Here is a 16,003-nt window from a genome sequence, read left to right on the forward strand (position 1 = left end):
GTCGGCCACGATCGTCACACGACGCCACGAGGGAGGACCACCATGTCAGACGGCCATTTCGAGGTTCTGGAAGCGGATGAGTGCCGACAGCTGCTCACCGAGGCCACAGTGGGACGGCTGGCCTTCGACGGCCCCGACGGCCTGACCATCCTCCCGTTGTCCTACACCGTCGACGGTGAGCTGCTCATCATCCGCACGGCCGACGGCACGCAGCTGTCCCAGCTGGATGACGAGGCCCCGGTGGCCTTCGAGGTGGACGACTTCGACCAGCAGACCACGAATGGTTGGAGCGTTCTGGTGCGTGGACGCCTGGTACACGTCAGCGAGGACCAACTTTCGATGGACTTCACCACACCGACCCCGTTCGTTCCCGGGCTGCGTGAGGTGGTTCGCGGCGTGAGCCTGGACCGGGTGGGCGGTCGCGCCGTCGCGAACGGCTGAGACGCGCCGCATTCTGCACCCCGAAGCTCTTTGGGCTTGTGGGAGTGGGACAATGGCATCAGGACCGCCCGGCACCGTCGCCGGCGTCGACAAGGAGATGATGGCCATGAGTACCTCTGCCAATGACCACACCGCGTCCATCACGGGACCCCGGGTCCTGGTGGGCGTCGACGGTTCCGAGGACGGACTGCGGGCCGTCCGCTATGGAGTGGGATCTGCCCAGCGACGCAATGCAACCCTGCACCTGGTCCATGCCGTGGACGACGCCGTTCTGGCCGGGGCGTGGGGAGTGGTCTACGACCCCAGTGCACTGCAGGCCGCTGGTGAGCAGGCCAACCGGGCCGCGATCGACCTGGCACTGGCCCAGGGGCTGCCCGAGGACAGGATCCATGCCGAGGTGGTGCTCGGCAATGCCGCCGCGGTGCTGAGCCGTCTCAGTGAGGGGGCCGACGTGATGGTCGTCGGGCGTCGGTCCGTGAGCGGTCTGGAGCGCATGTTCATCGGCTCCACCAGTGTGGCCGTCGCCGACGCCGCGCACTGTCCCGTGGTGGTCATCTCTGCGGCGGCGACCCCGGGCCCCACGGGCGGTCTTGGACGCATCGCGGTGGGCGTGGACGCCCAGAACCATTCCCCGGCGACGCTCGAGTGGGCGATGGCGGAGGCCGAGCGTCGCGGTGTCACCCTGGAGGTGGTGCACGTCGCCAAGAATGACGAGACGGCCGTGGTGGGGGAGCAGGTGGCCGTGGCCGCCCAGGATGGCATCAACACCATGCTCGAGCCGCTGCGCGCCAGGCATCCCGAGGTTCCCGTGGAGGTGCGCGTCGCGACGGGCGCTCCGGTGGACGAACTGGTTGACACCTCCGCGAACGTGGACCTGCTCGTCCTGGGTGTGCAGCGGACGAAGCTGCTCGGCATCCATCTGGGTGGCGTGATGCGTGCGACGATGGCGCACGCCCAGTGCCCGGTGGCGCTGGTGAAGTGAGCCTGGCCGGCGTGCTCAGGCCGGTGGGACCAGCTCGAGGATGATGGCCCTGCGCTCTTCACCCGACGGGCTGGTCCACGGCCTCTGTTCGCCGGTGCGTCGATAACCCAGGCGCTCCCAGAAGCCGAGTGCCTGGGCATTGCTGTCGACGACGGCGAGCTGCCAGCGACTGGCCGGACAGCGCGTGAGGAGCGTTTCGTGGAGGCGGCGGCCCACGCCACGACGGACGTGTTCCTCGTGTACCTGCAGGAGCCCCAGCCAGTTGGTGCCGGGATCAGGCCAGTCCAGCAGGACTATGGCGAGGCCCAGCAGGATGTCAGCGTCCCAGCATCCGAACGGGTGCAATTGCTCGGTTGACGTGCCCGGTGGCCGCGAGCTCAACAGGGCGTCGACGTCCCCAGCGCCGCTCGGCCTCCCATTGACCCGCACGGAGAAGCCGCCGTCGTGCAGCAGGACCTCTCCGATCTGGTGCCGGTCCTCAGGGCCCAGGGCTTTGATTCTCAGGTCCGGAACTTCTTCCTTCTCAGGCACGGACGTTCTGCCCGGACTGCCTGATGGCGAGGTCCTGTTGAGCCATTCGGCGCAGTGTTGCCAACAGCGGATCGAGCAGGACGGTTCCCAGGACCACTCGTCGAACCGCTCGTTGGGGATCATGTGGTACCGAGTCAAGGTCCACCCGGGCAATGTCCTCGACGGCGTCGGCATAGGCGTCCAGTCGGATCTCGTCCAGGTCAATTCCGGCTTGCTCTGCGGCCTGCCAAGCAACGGCCAGACTGCCAACCAATGGGTCATCGGTCTGAACCCGCCAGCCTCGGGCCGTGACCCACGCTTGGGCACGAGCGGTGTCATCGACGGGTGTCACGGGCAGTGGTGTGGCTCCAGCTGCGGCCGCCATCACGCCCAGGGATCCGCGGTTGGGCTCTTCGATGGCTTCGAGCACAGCACCCACCTGGGTCAGGGAGAGTCCGCCCACCTCCGTGAGTGCCCGCACCAGACTGGTGCGGTCCACATGGCTCTGGTCGTAGCTGGCCTGTGTCCGGGAGACCGGAGTTCCGGGGTGCAGCAGGCCGGCGCGTTGGTAGTACTTCAGCGTCGCGACGCTGACCCCGGTGGCCTCGGCGAGTTCCGACAGACGCACAGCTGACCTTCCTGTTGACATTGGGAGAGTAGCACTATCCAATATTGGGTAGTGGAGCTATCCAAGGAGTACCTGATGAACATGCAGCGTACTGTCCAGTCCGATCCGCCCCGTCGCACCAGAACGATCCAGTCCACCCACCCCATGACCCATGCCCATCGGGGACCGCTGGTGGTCTTCAACATCGGCATGACCATCCACAAGCCCCATCGTCCGGACCTCTGGCTGCCCGTGGCCAGAGCGATGCTTCCCATGTTGGAAGAGCTGCGCCAAGCGCGTGCGGGAGCCGCGGCGGGGCCGGGGGCGGATCCGGGCTTTCTCGGGGCGACGACGCTGATGGGCTCGCGGGGGCCGTGGGTGACGCAGTACTGGAAGGATGTCGAGAGTTTGTACCGCTACGCCCACGACGCCGAAAGGTCGCACCTGTCGGCCTGGCGACGGTTCAACCAGGCGGTTCGGCGCCATCCCGCTGCTGTCGGAGTGTGGCACGAGACCTTCGTCGTGCCTGAGGCTGGTGTTGAGTCGGTCTATGTTCACGGTGCCCGGGAAGGGTTGGCCCTCGCGGGCGGAGTGATTCCCGTCGAGCATCGCGGCCGCAGTGCCGCCGAGCGAATGGGCCAGGCGACCAGCCACGGTGAAAAAGTGGCCGTCCAGGTGCCCTGAGATCAGGCAGCCTTGTCGGCCACGGCGCGCATCGTCGCCAGATTGCGCAGGGTGATGAAGCTGGGTCGGACCAGCCGAGTGAGCGCCTTGGCGGCCCGGGAGTCATGGACCCGGCCACCGAAGTCGGCGAACAGGATGCCATCGCGCACCTCGAAGCGCTCCCAGTCACGGGCCAGAGGCTTCAGCTCGTCGGACAGCGACGAGGTCAGCGCAGCGGGGGAGAAGCCAAGGTGGACGCTCTTGGGATCGCCGTCGGGGAAGGGGTTGGCGTCGAGGAGCGCGGGCAGCCGACTGCCCTCCACCACGACCACCGGGATCTCGAAACCGAAGCGCTCGGTCAGGGAGCTGGCCAGGAGCTGCTGGTCGGCTCCGACGGTTGACGCACAGCGGTAGATGAGATTGCCCGACTGGAGATGGGTCGACACGTCGGTGAAGCCGAGTTCGGTGGCCAGTTCGCGCAGCTCGGCCATGGCGACACGATGGCTCCGGCCCAGGTTGATGCCCCGCAGCAAGGCAACTCGAGCGCTCATCTTGATCCTTCCGCTCTGGTCGACCCATCGTGGCACAGCGAAAGACGCCCGGAGCACAGTGGTGCGTGGAAGTGCAGATGAGTCGGTGGGTGACCGTGGCCGGCACGGTCACCCACCCTCACCCTGTGGCGGTCAGCAGGAGGGTCAAGCGGGCGGACCCGTCAAGAGACCACTTTGTGTGTCAAACATTCTTGTGTGTCTCGGCTTGCGGGGGATTCCAGGTGCGTCCCCGGCGTCGGAAAGGGTCAGTGCGTGATCAGATGCCTGAGGTCTCGCGGACCCAACCACGAGCCAGGCTGAGGTCGGAGTACACGCCGGTCGCGCGGGTGGAGGTGGCCACGCGAGTCGGGAAGCTGTCCAGCTTCGAGGCGATGCCGACGATCTGACCATTGACCACCAGGGGGCCGCCCGAGTCGCCGGGCTGGGCGGAACCGTCGATCCCGCGCACCATGAAGCCGGGGGCGTAGTACTCGTCGATGCGCGGCCAGTCCGCCAGGAGATCCACGCGTGCGGACTTCAGTCCGTCGCCCCAGATCGGCTGACGAATGTCGTTGTAGCGGTAGCCGACGGTCCCGTAGCCGTAGACGCGGCCCTGCTGCCCCACAGAGGGCGTGAACGGGCGGTCCACCACCTTGCCATAGGACCACAGCGGCTTCTTCTGGGCGAGGTGGACCAGGGCCACGTCGCCCTTGCCGTAGTTGTAGTAGGCATCGGCCTGGACCCTGGTGCCGCCGGTGGTGCGGTTGTAGCCGTAGGAGACCGAGACCTTGTGCCCGGTGCCGGTCGTCGCGCCCTCGCGGGTGCAGTGCTCAGCGGTGACGATCCACTCGTCCGAGATGGCCGAACCGGTGCACGAGAAGCTTCCATCGGCGCGGTCGACGAAGACCTTGACGACCCATGGGGTGCTGTCCTGGGTGCCGCCCAGGATGGCGTTGGCGGGGGTGGGGGTGGCGGCGAGGGTACCGGCGGCGGTGGTGGCAGCCAGGGCGACTGTGATCAGTGTGCGGCGCATGAGGACTCCTTCACGTCATCGGTTCTTGCGTCGACTGGTCGATCGACGCGTGCATCTGTTCCGGATGTTCCCATGGCCAATGGATTTATGATCAGGTGAAGGTTTGCGTCGATGGCACAGCGACCCAACAAGCGTGACCGAATTCCGCTCGTCGACGCCGTGGGGCCGTGCGGCGGCAAGGCGCACGGAATGCGGTTGCGGGGCCGTCTAGGCTGGGACGGCCATGACCGCAGCTGACACCACGCCCCCCACCGCGCCTTCCCGGCAGCCCAGCCCGGCCAGTGAGCCGAGGCTCGACTTCGACCCGGCGCTCCCGATCGCCGAGCACGCCGATGAGATTGCCGAGCTGATCCGCGACCACCAGGTGGTCGTCGTCGCTGGTGAGACGGGCTCGGGCAAGACCACGCAGCTGCCCAAGATCTGTCTGAAGCTGGGCCGCGGGCGCATCGCACACACCCAGCCACGGCGCATCGCCGCCCGCACCGTCGCCGAGCGCATCGCGCAGGAGTGCGACACCCCGCTGGGGGACCTGGTGGGCTACCAGGTGCGCTTCACCCGCAAGGCGGGCAAGGACACCCGGGTCAAGGTGATGACCGACGGCGTGCTGCTCGCGGAGATCACCCACGACAAGTTGCTGCGCCGCTACGACACGATCATCATCGACGAGGCGCACGAGCGCAGCCTGAACATCGACTTCCTGCTGGGCTATCTCAAGCAGCTGCTGCCCAAGCGCCCAGACCTGAAGGTCATCGTGACGTCCGCGACGATCGACACGGCCCGATTCGCGGAGCACTTCAGCGATCGGGCTGGCAGGCCTGCCCCGGTGATCGAGGTGAGCGGGCGCACCTACCCGGTGGAGATGCGCTATCGCCCCCTGACCGACGACGGCGTCGATCCGGACGACGGTGACCAGAACGACGGCATCTGCAAGGCCGTGAAGGAGCTCTCCCGCGAGGGCCTGGGCGACATCCTGGTCTTCCTCTCCGGCGAGCGCGAGATCCGTGACGCCGCCGAGGCGATCAAGGGATTGAAGCTACCCGACACTGAGGTCTTGCCACTGTTCGCCCGGCTGAGCGCTGAGGAGCAGCACCGGGTCTTCACTCCACACACCGGCCGCCGCATCGTCCTGGCGACGAATGTGGCGGAGACCTCGATCACGGTGCCCGGGATTCGCTATGTGATCGATCCGGGAACGGCGCGCATCTCGCGCTACTCGGCGCGCACCAAGGTGCAGCGGCTGCCGATCGAGCCGGTCAGCCAGGCCAGCGCCAACCAGCGAGCCGGCCGGTGTGGCCGTGTGGCGCCGGGCATCGCGATCCGCCTGTACAGCGAGGAGGACTTCCTCAGCCGCCCCGAGTTCACCGAGCCGGAGATCCTGCGCACCAACCTGGCCAGCGTGATCCTGCAGATGGCCGAGGCGGGGTTGGGCGACATCGGCTCCTTCCCTTTCGTGGAGGCCCCCGACCGGGGCCAGATCACCGACGGTTTGCGCCTGCTCGACGAGCTGGGGGCGCTGAAGCCGGGCAACCACTCGCACCCCCGACTCACCCAGATCGGCCACCGTCTGGCCCGGATCCCCCTGGACCCGCGTCTGGGCCGGATGCTTTTGGAGGCCGAGAAGCAGGGCTGTGTACGCGAGATGCTGGTGCTGGTGGCGGGCCTTGCCATCCCCGATGTGCGGGAACGGCCCGCGGAGAAGCGGGAACAGGCCGACCAGCTGCACCGCCGCTTCTGGACTCCGATGATGCCCGACGACTCCGCTGGTGGTGATTCCCGTTCCCCGAGCCCGTCGAGGGGCGAGGAAGGCCCCAAGCGCCACACGGCACACACCCGCGCCGCCGATCGCGTCGCGAGCACCGGGGGTGAACCGGATTCCGGCGGCGACATCATGGCGATGCTGCGTCTGTGGGAGTACCTGCGCCGCCAGCGCCGCGAACTCTCGGGCAATGCCTTCCGACGGATGTGTCGCGACGAGTTCATCCACTTCCTGCGCGTGCGCGAATGGGAGGACCTGCACGCCCAGCTGCGCGACATCGCCAAGGAGATCGGGCTGCAGCGCAACACGTCGCCGGCGCCTGACGACAAGGTGCTCACGGCGGTGCTCTCCGGCCTGCTCGGTCACGTCGGTCTGGCAGACCTGCGCGAGCAGGACCAGCCGAAGAAGGATCGCAATGGCAAGCGGCGCCGCTCCGGCCCCAGGGAATACTTGGGCGCTCGCGGTGCTCGATTCGCCATCCAGCCCGGCTCGGCGCTGGCCAAGAATCCGCCGCCGTTGGTGATGGCCGTCGAGCTGGTGGAGACCAGCCGACTGTGGGCCCGCACCGTGGCCGCGATCACGGCGGAACAGGTGGAGGAGGTGGCCGGAGACCTGCTCAAGCGGCAGTACTCCGAGCCACACTGGTCCACCAATTCGGGCTCCGTCGTGGCCTACGAGAAAGTCACGCTGTACGGCGTGCCGATCGTCGCGGAACGACCCGTCTCCTATGCCCGGATCGATCCGGCGGTGGCCCGCGAGATCTTCATCCGGTCTGCCCTGGTGGAGGGGCAGTGGCGCACCCGCCACCACTTCTTCCACCACAACCGCAAGGTACGCGAGCAGGCCGAGGAGTTGGAGGAGCGCAGCCGTCGGCGCGACATCACCGTCGATGACCAGGCCATCTTCGAGTACTACGACAAGCGCATTCCCGCCGAGATCGTCAGCGTCAACCACTTCGACGCCTGGCTTCGCCAGCTCAAGGACAAGCGCCTGCTGGAGATGGAACTCGACGACCTGTTGGCGCCGCAGGCCGACGAGGTGGACGCCGGGGCCTTCCCGGACCACTGGATCGTGCCGTCGTCCGGTGGCGGGGAGCTGCGGCTGGACATCGACTATGTCTTCGACCCCGGCTCCGGCCACGACGGCGTCTCGGTGACCATCCCGCTGGAACAGCTCAACCAGGTCAGCGCCGAGCCGTTCAGCTGGCAGGTCCCCGGTCTGCGCGAGGAACTCGCGACGGAGCTGATCCGCGCGCTGCCCAAGAGCGTGCGAACCAACTTCGTCCCCGCCCCGAACCATGCCCGCGCCGCCCTGGAATGGCTCGACGAGATGGCGAAGGTGGGACAGGGAGCGGACCACTCCCGTCGCTTCTGTGACGAACTGGGACGTGCGCTGCGCCAGCTCACCAGCGTCACGGTGGAGCCGCAGCAGTGGAATCCCGACGCTGTCCCCGAGCACCTGCGAGTGGCCTTCCGGGTGACCGAGAGCGGACGGGAGACCAGACGCAGCAAGGACTTCGCCGATCTGCGCCAGGATCTGGCGCGCAGGGTGACCCAGACGCTCACGAAGGCCAGTGCCAAGAAGGCCGTCACCGGAGCCACCGGCTGGACGATGGGTCCGATCGACCGGACGCTGTCCGTGGAGCGCAATGGAACCAAGGCAGTGGGATATCCGGCCCTGAAGGACGAGGGGGCCAGCGTCGGAGTGGAGGTGCTCGACACTGCCGAGCGGGCTTCGCAGTCGCACGCCCGAGGGCTTCGTCGACTCCTCGTGCTCACCCTGCCGGACCCGACCAAGTGGGTGGTGGGCCACCTGGACAATGCCGACAAGTTGGCGCTGGGAAATTCGCCCTATGCCAGCGTGCCGGCCTTGCTGGCCGATGCTCGCCTCAAGACCGCCGAGACCCTCGCTCGCAGATGGGCGGCAGAGAATCGCACCAGCCTCGACAACGTCCGTGACGCCGAGGCATACGAGAAGCTGGCCCTCTTCGTCCGGCAGGAGCAGGCTGATGCCATGAGGCAGGTGGTCTCGACGGCGGCCCAGACACTGCGGCACGAGACCGAGGCCCGGATGGCGATGAACGGCTTGTCCGCAGGCGACGTGCTGGACGACGTCACCGCCCAGCTGGAGAACCTGGTCTTCACCAACTTCATCAGCGCCACACCCGACCCGTGGTACCAGTACCTGCCCCGCTATGTTCGGGGGATCACCCTGCGCCTGGCGGGGGCTGCGGCCAATCCGTCGCGCGATCGGCAGGGCGCGGCCGTCATCGACGAACTGGAGTACGAGTATGCGGAGCTCTGCAGGGCGCAGCCACCCGGCCCACTGCCCAGCGCTGTGGAGGAGATCGGCTTCCTGATCGAGGAGCTGCGGGTCCAGCAATTCGCCCAGCAGCTGCGTACCTCGGTCACCGTCTCGCCCAAGCGGATTCGCAAGGCGATCAAGGAAGCCGGCTGACCCGGTTCTCCCGGGTGGTCACGCCCATCGGTGAATCACCGGGCTGTGGCTGCCCGCACCAGCTCACGCACCAGGGGTTCGGGGGACCGGCCGAGCCAGATGGCGCGCAGCTCGCGGGCCAGCGCGTCGGGCTCGGCCATCGTCACCCGGAGGAGGCGTCCCTGCTGCAGGGCACCGTGTACGGCCAGTTCGCTGAGCACGGCAGGTCCAGCTCCTGCGGCGCAGGCCTCCAGGACGGCGGTGTTGCTGCTCAGCACCAGGGTGGGGGAGGCGACCTCACGGCTGCCGAGGGCTGCGTCGAGCGTCTCCCGGGTGCCTGAGCCCAGTTCGCGTACCACCAGCGAGGTGGCTCCGAGCTCGTCGAGCCGGAGCGGTTCTCGTCGGTCTGCCCAGGGATGGTCCGGCGGGACGACGACGCAGAGTCGATCGGTATGGACCGTGCGGGTGGAGATGCCTGTGGGCAGCTCGGGGGTTTCGATGAACCCCACCGGCATCTGGTGTGTGAGGACCTGGGCGATCACGGTGCGGGAATTGGTCACCGTCATGTGCCATTCGGTGTGGGGATCGCGCCGGTGCAGTCTGGCCAGCCAGCCGGGAGCCAAGTATTCGGCGATGGTCTGGCTGGCGGCAAAGTCCAGCTGCTGGGGGCGGTGGCCACTCAGTTCGCTGGTGCCCGCCAGGAAGTCGTGGGCCTGCTGCAGCAGTGGCTCGCACAGCTCGACCACCCGCTTGCCCTGCGGGGACAGGGTGGATCCGCGGTGTGTGCGCACCAGGAGCGTCACCCCGAGGCGGCGTTCGAGCCGCGCAATGGCCCGGCTCGCATTGGGTTGCGCCAGCCCGAGCTCCCGGGCAGCCGCGGTCAGGCTGCCGGTGCGGCCGGTGGCCGTCAGCAGTTCGAGGACGCCGAGCTCCGGCCAGTCCGGATGGGCGTGGGCAGTCATGCGTCGATGATATGACCCGATGGCATCACCGGTCTTCTGCCGGGACGTTCCGCTGACAAGGATGGACGGGTGACTTCCCTGCGACGCCTCCTGCCCGGCCTGCTCCTGTGCGCCGGCGGCGCCGTGCTCGCCGTCCTGGTCAACCGTGCCGTGCCCACGCTGAGCGCCCTGCTGGTGGCGATCCTGCTGGGCATCATCGTCACCAACCTCGTACCCGTCCCACCGCGCTTCCAGCCCGGGGTGGCGTGCAGCGCCAAGCGGGTGCTGCGGATCGGCATCGTGCTGCTCGGCCTGCAACTGGTGCTGGGGGACATCGCCCGGCTCGGGGCGGGCATGGTGGCCGTCATCGTCGCCGTCGTCGCGGGCGGCATCCTCGGCAGCCTCGCCCTGGGACGCGCGCTGGGGATGGCGCGCACCCAGTGCCTGCTGATCGCCTCGGGCTTCTCCATCTGCGGTGCCGCCGCCGTCGCCGGCGTGAACAGCGTGGTCGACGCCGACGAGGACGAGGTGGCCACCGCGATCGCCCTGGTGGTGCTCTACGGCACCCTGATGATCCCCGTCGTGCCGCTGCTGACGCACCTGTTCGGGCTGGGCACCATCCCCTCGGGCCTGTGGGCCGGGGCCTCGATCCACGAGGTGGCGCAGGTGGTGGCCACCGGGGCCGCGCTCGGTCCGTCGGCCCTGAAGGTGGCGGTGGTCGTGAAACTGGCCCGGGTGCTGATGCTGGCGCCCGTCGTGGTGCTGGTGGGCGCCTGGATGCGGCGCTCCGGGCCGGTTGTCCCGGGAGCCAGCCGGCCGCCCGTCGTCCCGCTCTTCGTGGCCGGTTTCGTCGCGATGGTACTGGTGGCCTCGGCGCACGTCCTGCCGGCGGAGTGGCTCCCCGTGGTCAAGACGGTGCAGACGGCGCTGCTGGCGGCGGCCATGTTCGCGCTGGGGCTGGGGGTGAAGGTGGCGAGCCTGGTGAAGGTGGGGCCTCGGCCCTTCCTGCTGGGCCTGGGGACCACCATCTGGGTGGCGGGCCTCGCGCTGGGCGGTGTGACGCTGGTCAGCTGAGAAGTGGAAGACTGGACGGGTGCCACAGACCACCGAAGAACTCGTCCACCTGCTCGACCTCGAGGAGATCGAGATCGGCCTCTACCGTGGGGCGCAGCCGCAGACGCAGTTGCAGCGCACCTATGGCGGCCAGGTCCTCGCCCAGTCGCTGATGGCGGCCTACGGCACCGTCGGCGACGACCGGATGTGCCACTCGCTGCACGCCTACTTCCTGCGCGGCGGCAAGCCGGACAAGCCGATCATCTACGACGTGGAGAGTGTCCGCGACGGGGAGTCGTTCACGTCCCGGCGGGTGGTGGCCCGGCAGGGTGGCCGGCCCATCTTCACCATGAATGCCAACTTCCACATCGAGGAGGGCGGCCTGGACCACTCGGACCCGATGCCGCGCGGGGTCCCCGACCCGGAGCAGTGCCCATCGCTGATGCAGTTGATGCAGGAGCGGCTCGGGGTCTCCGCTCGCCACTTCGCCGAGTGGGATGCCCTGGACGTGCGCTTCGCCGGTGACTCCGGCGAGTCCGCCATGATCACGCCCGGGGCGCACCAGGCCCACATGCGGGTGTGGGTGCGCACCACCAGCGCCTTGCCCGACGACCAGCGGCTGCACCAGGCGGTGCTGGCCTACCTGAGCGACATCACCATCCTCAGCGTCTCCACCGTGCCGCACCAGAACAAGGTGGCCTTCCTGTCCCCGGCGATGAACATCGCGTCGCTGGACCACGCGATGTGGTTCCACCGTCCCGTGCGCGCCGACGAGTGGGTGCTCTACGACCAGGTCTCCCCGTCGGCCAGCAATGCGCTGGGCTTCTCGACGGGTCGTCTGGTGCAGGGCAATGCGCTGGTTGCCTCCTGCAGCCAGGAGGGCATGATCCGGGTCGTGGGGTAGGCACGGTGTCCCGAGGTGATCGTCTCACGCTCCAGTGCGGCGACGCGGTGCTGATCGTCGCCGACGCGGACGACGACGGGCTCCTCGTCTCCTTGATGCCGGACGACTTCGACCACGACCCGACATTCCCCCGCAGCGAGGGCTCCTCCCTGCGGGAGCATCGAGAGGCTTGGTTGCGGAGCTGGTTGGCCTCCTTCCGCATCCTCGGAGCAGAGGGTGGCTGGAACCTGCCCTTCGTGGTCTGGAGTGGGGGTGAGCCGGTGGGTTTCCAAGTCTTGGAAGGGAAGCACTTCGTGACGCGAGCGGAAGTGGACTCGTCGTCCTTCCTGGTGGCCTCGGCGCGCGGGAAGGGGCTCGGGGTACAGATGCGTACGGCAATACTGGCGCTCGCCTTCGACGTGCTCGGGGCCGAGCGAGCCGTGACCGCGGCGCGTCCCGGCAACATCGCGTCACGACGGGTGAGCGAGCGAGTCGGCTACGTCTGGACGGGTCGACGGGATCCGGTTGTTGCCGGTGTGGTGCGGCCCATCGACACCTTCGAGCTGACCCGTGAGCAGTGGCAGCGGCTGGACCATCTTCCCGTGCAGGTGGACGGCATCGTGCCTGTCGGCGTTGCGTGAGCCGAGCGCCTCTTGCAACCTCGCGATACCTGTTCGACGTCGCGACCCCAGTCAGGGCAGCGACGTCGAACAACCATCGCGACGTCGGGTGGTGGTCGTCCCTTTGACGCGCTCAGGAAACGGAGCGAGCCCAGGGAACATGGACCTCAGGCGGCGTCGCGGAGCTGGGCCAGGGCATTGCGCTCGATCTGGCGCACCCGCTCGGCGGTGATGCCCCAGACGGCGCCGATGTCGGCCAGCTTGGCCTGGCGTCCGTCGGCCAGGCCGTAGCGGCGACGCACCACGTCGGCAGAGCGCTCGTCCAGACCATCCAGCATGTCCTCCAGGGCTTGGCGGTCCTCGGCGTCGAGCACCATCTCGTCGGGGCCGGGAGCGGTCTCCTTGGCGATCAGGTCGCCGAGCGACGTGTCACCGGACTCCTCGACGGGTGCATCCAGACTGATGTGTTCGCGGCTGTAACGGATCAGGTCGACGACGCGCTCCTGCTCCAGCCCCAGCTCATCGGCGATCTCGGCCACCTCCGGCTCGCGACCCAACTGGCGTTCGAGGTTGCGGCGCACGGCATTGACCTGGTTCACCTGCTCGGCGACGTGGACGGGCAGACGCACGATGCGTCCTTGCTGGGCAATGCCGCGGCTGATCGACTGACGCACCCACCAAGTGGCATAGGTGGAGAACTTGAAGCCCTTCGTGTAGTCGAACTTCTCGACGGCCCGGATCAGGCCGGTGTTGCCCTCCTGCACCAGATCGAGCAGGGGCATCTGCGCCCGGCCGAACTTGCGGGCCACCGAGACCACCAGGCGCAAGTTGGCCTGGACGAAGCGCTGCATCGCGGCCTCGCCCTCGGCGGCGATCAGCTCGAGTTCCTCGGTGGTCACCTTCTTGCGGGTCTTCTCGGTGCCGTCGAGCAGTGCCTGGGCGTACAGACCGACCTCGATCGTGCGCGCGAGGTGGACCTCGTCCTCGGCGGAGAGGAGGGGAGTGCGCGCAATCGATTCCAAGTACAGGCCGACGGAGTCCTTGCCGTCGATGCCGTCGATGCTGCGGATGCGTCCTCGGGAATCCATGATGTGACCACCTTTCACCGTGCTTCACCCGTGACAACGCACGAGGTTCCAGAAACGATCCAAGAATTTCCCGCGAGTGCCGGAATCACGCTCTGAGCGGACAAGATCATCCCCAGGTCGTAGGAAGCCCGCGGCGGTCTCAGGGACAACCCTGAGACCACCGCGGGCTCCGTGCGGGGTGGAAGACCTCGGTGCCGGCGGATCAGTCGCTGATCTGGTCGATCACCCAGGCCCACTCGAAGGCCTGCTCGCGCCAGCTGTCGTAGCGCCCACTCGCGCCGCCATGGCCCGCCACCATCTCGGTGCGCAGCAGGATGTCCCGCTCGGGGTCCGGCTGGACGATGTCACGAAGTCGGGCCACCCACTTGGCCGGTTCGACGTAGAGCACCCGGGTGTCGTTGAGGCTGGTGGTGGCCAGCACCGCGGGGTAGCGCACCGGCTGGATGTTCTCGTAGGGGGTGTACGACTTCATGCAGGCGTAGACCTCGGGGTCCTCGATCGGATTGCCCCATTCCTCCCATTCGGGGATGGTCAAGGGCAGTTCCGGCTTGAGGATGCTGGTGAGGGCGTCGACGAAGGGCACCTGGGCTTGGACCGCCCGGAAGAGATCGGGAGCAAGGTTCATGGCGGCACCAACCAGCAGGCCACCGGCACTGCCCCCCTGGGCCGCCAGTCGCTGCGGTGAGGTCCAGCCCTGGTCGACGAGGTGGCGGCCGCAGGCCACGAAGTCGCTGAACGAGTTGGGCTTGGTCAGCTGGGAGCCACCCTCATACCAGGCGCGGCCGAGTTCTCCGCCGCCGCGGATGTGCGCGATGGCGAAGATGATGCCGCGCTCCAGCAGGGAGATCCGCATCGTGGAGAAGTAGGGGGGCATGGAGCTCTCGTAGGCGCCGTAGCCGTAGAGCAGGCACGCAGCGGAGCCGTCCGCGACGATGTCCTTGCGGCGCACCATGCTGATCGGGATGCGGGTGCCGTCCTCCGCGGTGGCCCAGAGCCGTTCCATCAAGTAGTCATCGCTTCGGTACGGGCCGTGTTCCGGATGGTCCAGCACCGGCTTCTGCTTCACCAGGCGGGTGCTTGCGTCGGTGAGGTCGAGTTCCAGGACGCAGTTGGGCGTCACCAGCGAGCTGTACTGGAGCCGGCAGGTGGTGCTTCCCCAGTCCGGTTCCGAGTGCGGCATGACCTCGTGGATCGGCTCGTCGAAGTCAACCCATCGCAGCTCGCCCCAGTCGTCTCCCCGGCGGGTCAACACAGCGACGGCGCTGAGGGCATCGCGTCGCCCGCTGACCACGGCGTGCCCGGCGTAGGCGCTGACCCCGTCGAGCCGGATGCCCTCCTGGGCCGGAATGACGTCCACCCACTGCTCGGCGCTGGTGGCCGACAGGGGAGCGCTGGAGAGCGTGAAGTCCTTGTGGTCCCGGTTGTGCAGCACCAACAGTTGCTGGCCGGCCAGTTCCACCTGGTACTCGACGCCCTCGACGCGGCCCGCGATGCTCCGGGGTCGGGCCTCGGGTTCGTCGACGGGCATGAGCCAGCACTCGCTGGTGAGTTTGGAGCCGGCCATGAACTGCAGGTGGGTGCGGTCCCGGGTCTCGTCCACGCCCAGCCAGAAGCGTTCGTCGTCCTCCTGCAAGAGCAGCACGTCCTGTGCTGGGTCGGTGCGGATCGTGTGGCGCCACACCTGGAAGGGGCGCCAGGCTTCGTCGACCAGGGAGTACACGATTGACTCATTTCCGGCCCAGCACAGGCCGGCGGAAAGATTGGTGTGGATCGGGCCGAAGTCCTCGCCGGTGGACAGGTCTCGCACATAGGAGCTGTAACGCTCGTCTCCGGAGTGGTCAACGGACCAGGCCATCAGTCGTCCGTCGGGGGAGACCGCCAGCCCGCCCAGCTGGAAGAAGGCGTGTCCCTCTGCCACCGCATTGCCGTCGAGCAGCACCTCTTCGCCCAGGACCTCGCCGGCAAGGTCCGGTCGTGTTCCGGTGGTGTCGGGCACACGGCAACGGATGGCGTAGTCCTGGCCCTCGACGGTGCGCGAGTAGTACCACCAGCCGGTGCCCACTCCGTCGAGCTCGTGCGTGACGTGCACCGGCACGCCCAGATCGGTTTGCTGGGTGCGGGCTGACATGTCGTCGAAGAGTTCCTGGCGCAGGCCGGCCAGATGTGCCGTGCGGGCCTCCGTCCAGGCGTTCTCGGCCTCGAGGTGGGCGATCACCTCTGGCGAATCCTTCTCTCGGAGCCACTCGTAGTCATCGACGAAGTCGTCGCCGTGGAAGCTGCGGGTCACGGGGCGCCGCGCGGGCCTGGGCGCGGAGGCCGGACTGTTGACCGGAGTGGAGATCGGCGTGTTCTGGGCGTCGGGCATGGTGGCAACCCTAGCTGCGAGCCGGGTTCGGTTTGGTTGCGCGGCATGGGCGTGCCAGAATGACCGGTGGGAGTACTCTTGACTTTCACCGGCCT

The 16,003-nt window shown here is 68.0% G+C and carries 14 protein-coding genes; 7 read left to right on the forward strand and 7 right to left on the reverse strand.

Annotated features, from left to right (window positions below):
• The first annotated feature begins 42 nt into the window (after positions 1–42).
• The gene (locus tag ACTQ49_RS00155; RefSeq protein WP_441825820.1) at positions 43–441 is read left to right on the forward strand and encodes a pyridoxamine 5'-phosphate oxidase family protein; all 399 of its coding nucleotides are present in this window, start codon (positions 43–45) and stop codon (positions 439–441) included.
• Between the two features lie 106 nt (positions 442–547).
• The gene (locus ACTQ49_RS00160) at positions 548–1,423 is read left to right on the forward strand and encodes a universal stress protein (protein WP_441826036.1); all 876 of its coding nucleotides are present in this window, start codon (positions 548–550) and stop codon (positions 1,421–1,423) included.
• Between the two features lie 15 nt (positions 1,424–1,438).
• Here the strand turns inward: ACTQ49_RS00160 and ACTQ49_RS00165 are convergent, their stop codons facing one another.
• Together ACTQ49_RS00165 and ACTQ49_RS00170 are read right to left on the reverse strand one after the other, a co-directional pair.
• On the reverse strand, positions 1,439–1,954 hold the full coding sequence (locus ACTQ49_RS00165; RefSeq protein WP_441825821.1) for a GNAT family N-acetyltransferase: 516 nt from the start codon (positions 1,952–1,954) through the stop codon (positions 1,439–1,441).
• Entirely contained in the window at positions 1,947–2,561 is a 615-nt protein-coding gene (locus ACTQ49_RS00170) for a MerR family transcriptional regulator (protein WP_441825822.1), read from the reverse strand. Before ACTQ49_RS00170 ends, ACTQ49_RS00165 begins: the two co-directional genes overlap by 8 nt.
• A 75-nt stretch (positions 2,562–2,636) precedes the next feature.
• Here ACTQ49_RS00170 and ACTQ49_RS00175 point away from each other — a divergent pair, with 75 nt between their 5' ends.
• Complete coding sequence (locus tag ACTQ49_RS00175) at positions 2,637–3,224, forward strand: DUF4188 domain-containing protein (RefSeq protein ID WP_441825823.1); 588 nt, start codon at positions 2,637–2,639, stop codon at positions 3,222–3,224.
• A gap of 2 nt (positions 3,225–3,226) precedes the next feature.
• On the opposite strand, the gene ACTQ49_RS00180 is transcribed toward ACTQ49_RS00175, so the two are convergent.
• Together ACTQ49_RS00180 and ACTQ49_RS00185 are read right to left on the reverse strand one after the other, a co-directional pair.
• Positions 3,227–3,754, reverse strand: a complete 528-nt coding sequence (locus tag ACTQ49_RS00180; RefSeq protein ID WP_441825824.1) for a DUF1697 domain-containing protein — start codon at positions 3,752–3,754, stop codon at positions 3,227–3,229.
• A gap of 256 nt (positions 3,755–4,010) precedes the next feature.
• Positions 4,011–4,766, reverse strand: coding sequence for a S1 family peptidase (locus ACTQ49_RS00185; protein ID WP_441825825.1), 756 nt, complete (start codon positions 4,764–4,766; stop codon positions 4,011–4,013).
• 223 nt (positions 4,767–4,989) lie between these two features.
• On the opposite strand from ACTQ49_RS00185, the gene hrpA reads away from it, so the two are divergent.
• Entirely contained in the window at positions 4,990–8,979 is a 3,990-nt protein-coding gene (hrpA, locus tag ACTQ49_RS00190) for an ATP-dependent RNA helicase HrpA (protein WP_441825826.1), read from the forward strand.
• A gap of 35 nt (positions 8,980–9,014) precedes the next feature.
• On the opposite strand, the gene ACTQ49_RS00195 is transcribed toward hrpA, so the two are convergent.
• Entirely contained in the window at positions 9,015–9,920 is a 906-nt protein-coding gene (locus ACTQ49_RS00195) for a LysR family transcriptional regulator (protein WP_441825827.1), read from the reverse strand.
• Between the two features lie 69 nt (positions 9,921–9,989).
• On the opposite strand from ACTQ49_RS00195, the gene ACTQ49_RS00200 reads away from it, so the two are divergent.
• From ACTQ49_RS00200 to ACTQ49_RS00210, 3 genes are read left to right on the forward strand one after another with little or no spacing between them, the layout of a single operon-like run.
• The gene (locus ACTQ49_RS00200) at positions 9,990–10,973 is read left to right on the forward strand and encodes a YeiH family protein (protein WP_441825828.1); all 984 of its coding nucleotides are present in this window, start codon (positions 9,990–9,992) and stop codon (positions 10,971–10,973) included.
• Between the two features lie 19 nt (positions 10,974–10,992).
• A complete protein-coding gene (locus tag ACTQ49_RS00205) occupies positions 10,993–11,856 on the forward strand; it encodes an acyl-CoA thioesterase (protein ID WP_441825829.1) in 864 nt (287 codons plus the stop codon).
• A 5-nt stretch (positions 11,857–11,861) separates the two neighbouring features.
• A complete protein-coding gene (locus ACTQ49_RS00210) occupies positions 11,862–12,476 on the forward strand; it encodes a GNAT family N-acetyltransferase (protein WP_441825830.1) in 615 nt (204 codons plus the stop codon).
• 146 nt (positions 12,477–12,622) lie between these two features.
• Here the strand turns inward: ACTQ49_RS00210 and ACTQ49_RS00215 are convergent, their stop codons facing one another.
• Together ACTQ49_RS00215 and ACTQ49_RS00220 are read right to left on the reverse strand one after the other, a co-directional pair.
• Positions 12,623–13,543, reverse strand: coding sequence for a sigma-70 family RNA polymerase sigma factor (locus tag ACTQ49_RS00215; protein WP_441825831.1), 921 nt, complete (start codon positions 13,541–13,543; stop codon positions 12,623–12,625).
• Between the two features lie 202 nt (positions 13,544–13,745).
• Positions 13,746–15,908: a S9 family peptidase gene (locus tag ACTQ49_RS00220; RefSeq protein WP_441825832.1), complete on the reverse strand. Its 2,163-nt coding sequence runs from the start codon at positions 15,906–15,908 to the stop codon at positions 13,746–13,748.
• Positions 15,909–16,003: the final 95 nt, after the last annotated feature.

Origin of the sequence: Luteococcus sp. Sow4_B9 (assembly GCF_052116585.1) — a bacterium.
Lineage (GTDB): Bacteria > Actinomycetota > Actinomycetes > Propionibacteriales > Propionibacteriaceae > Luteococcus.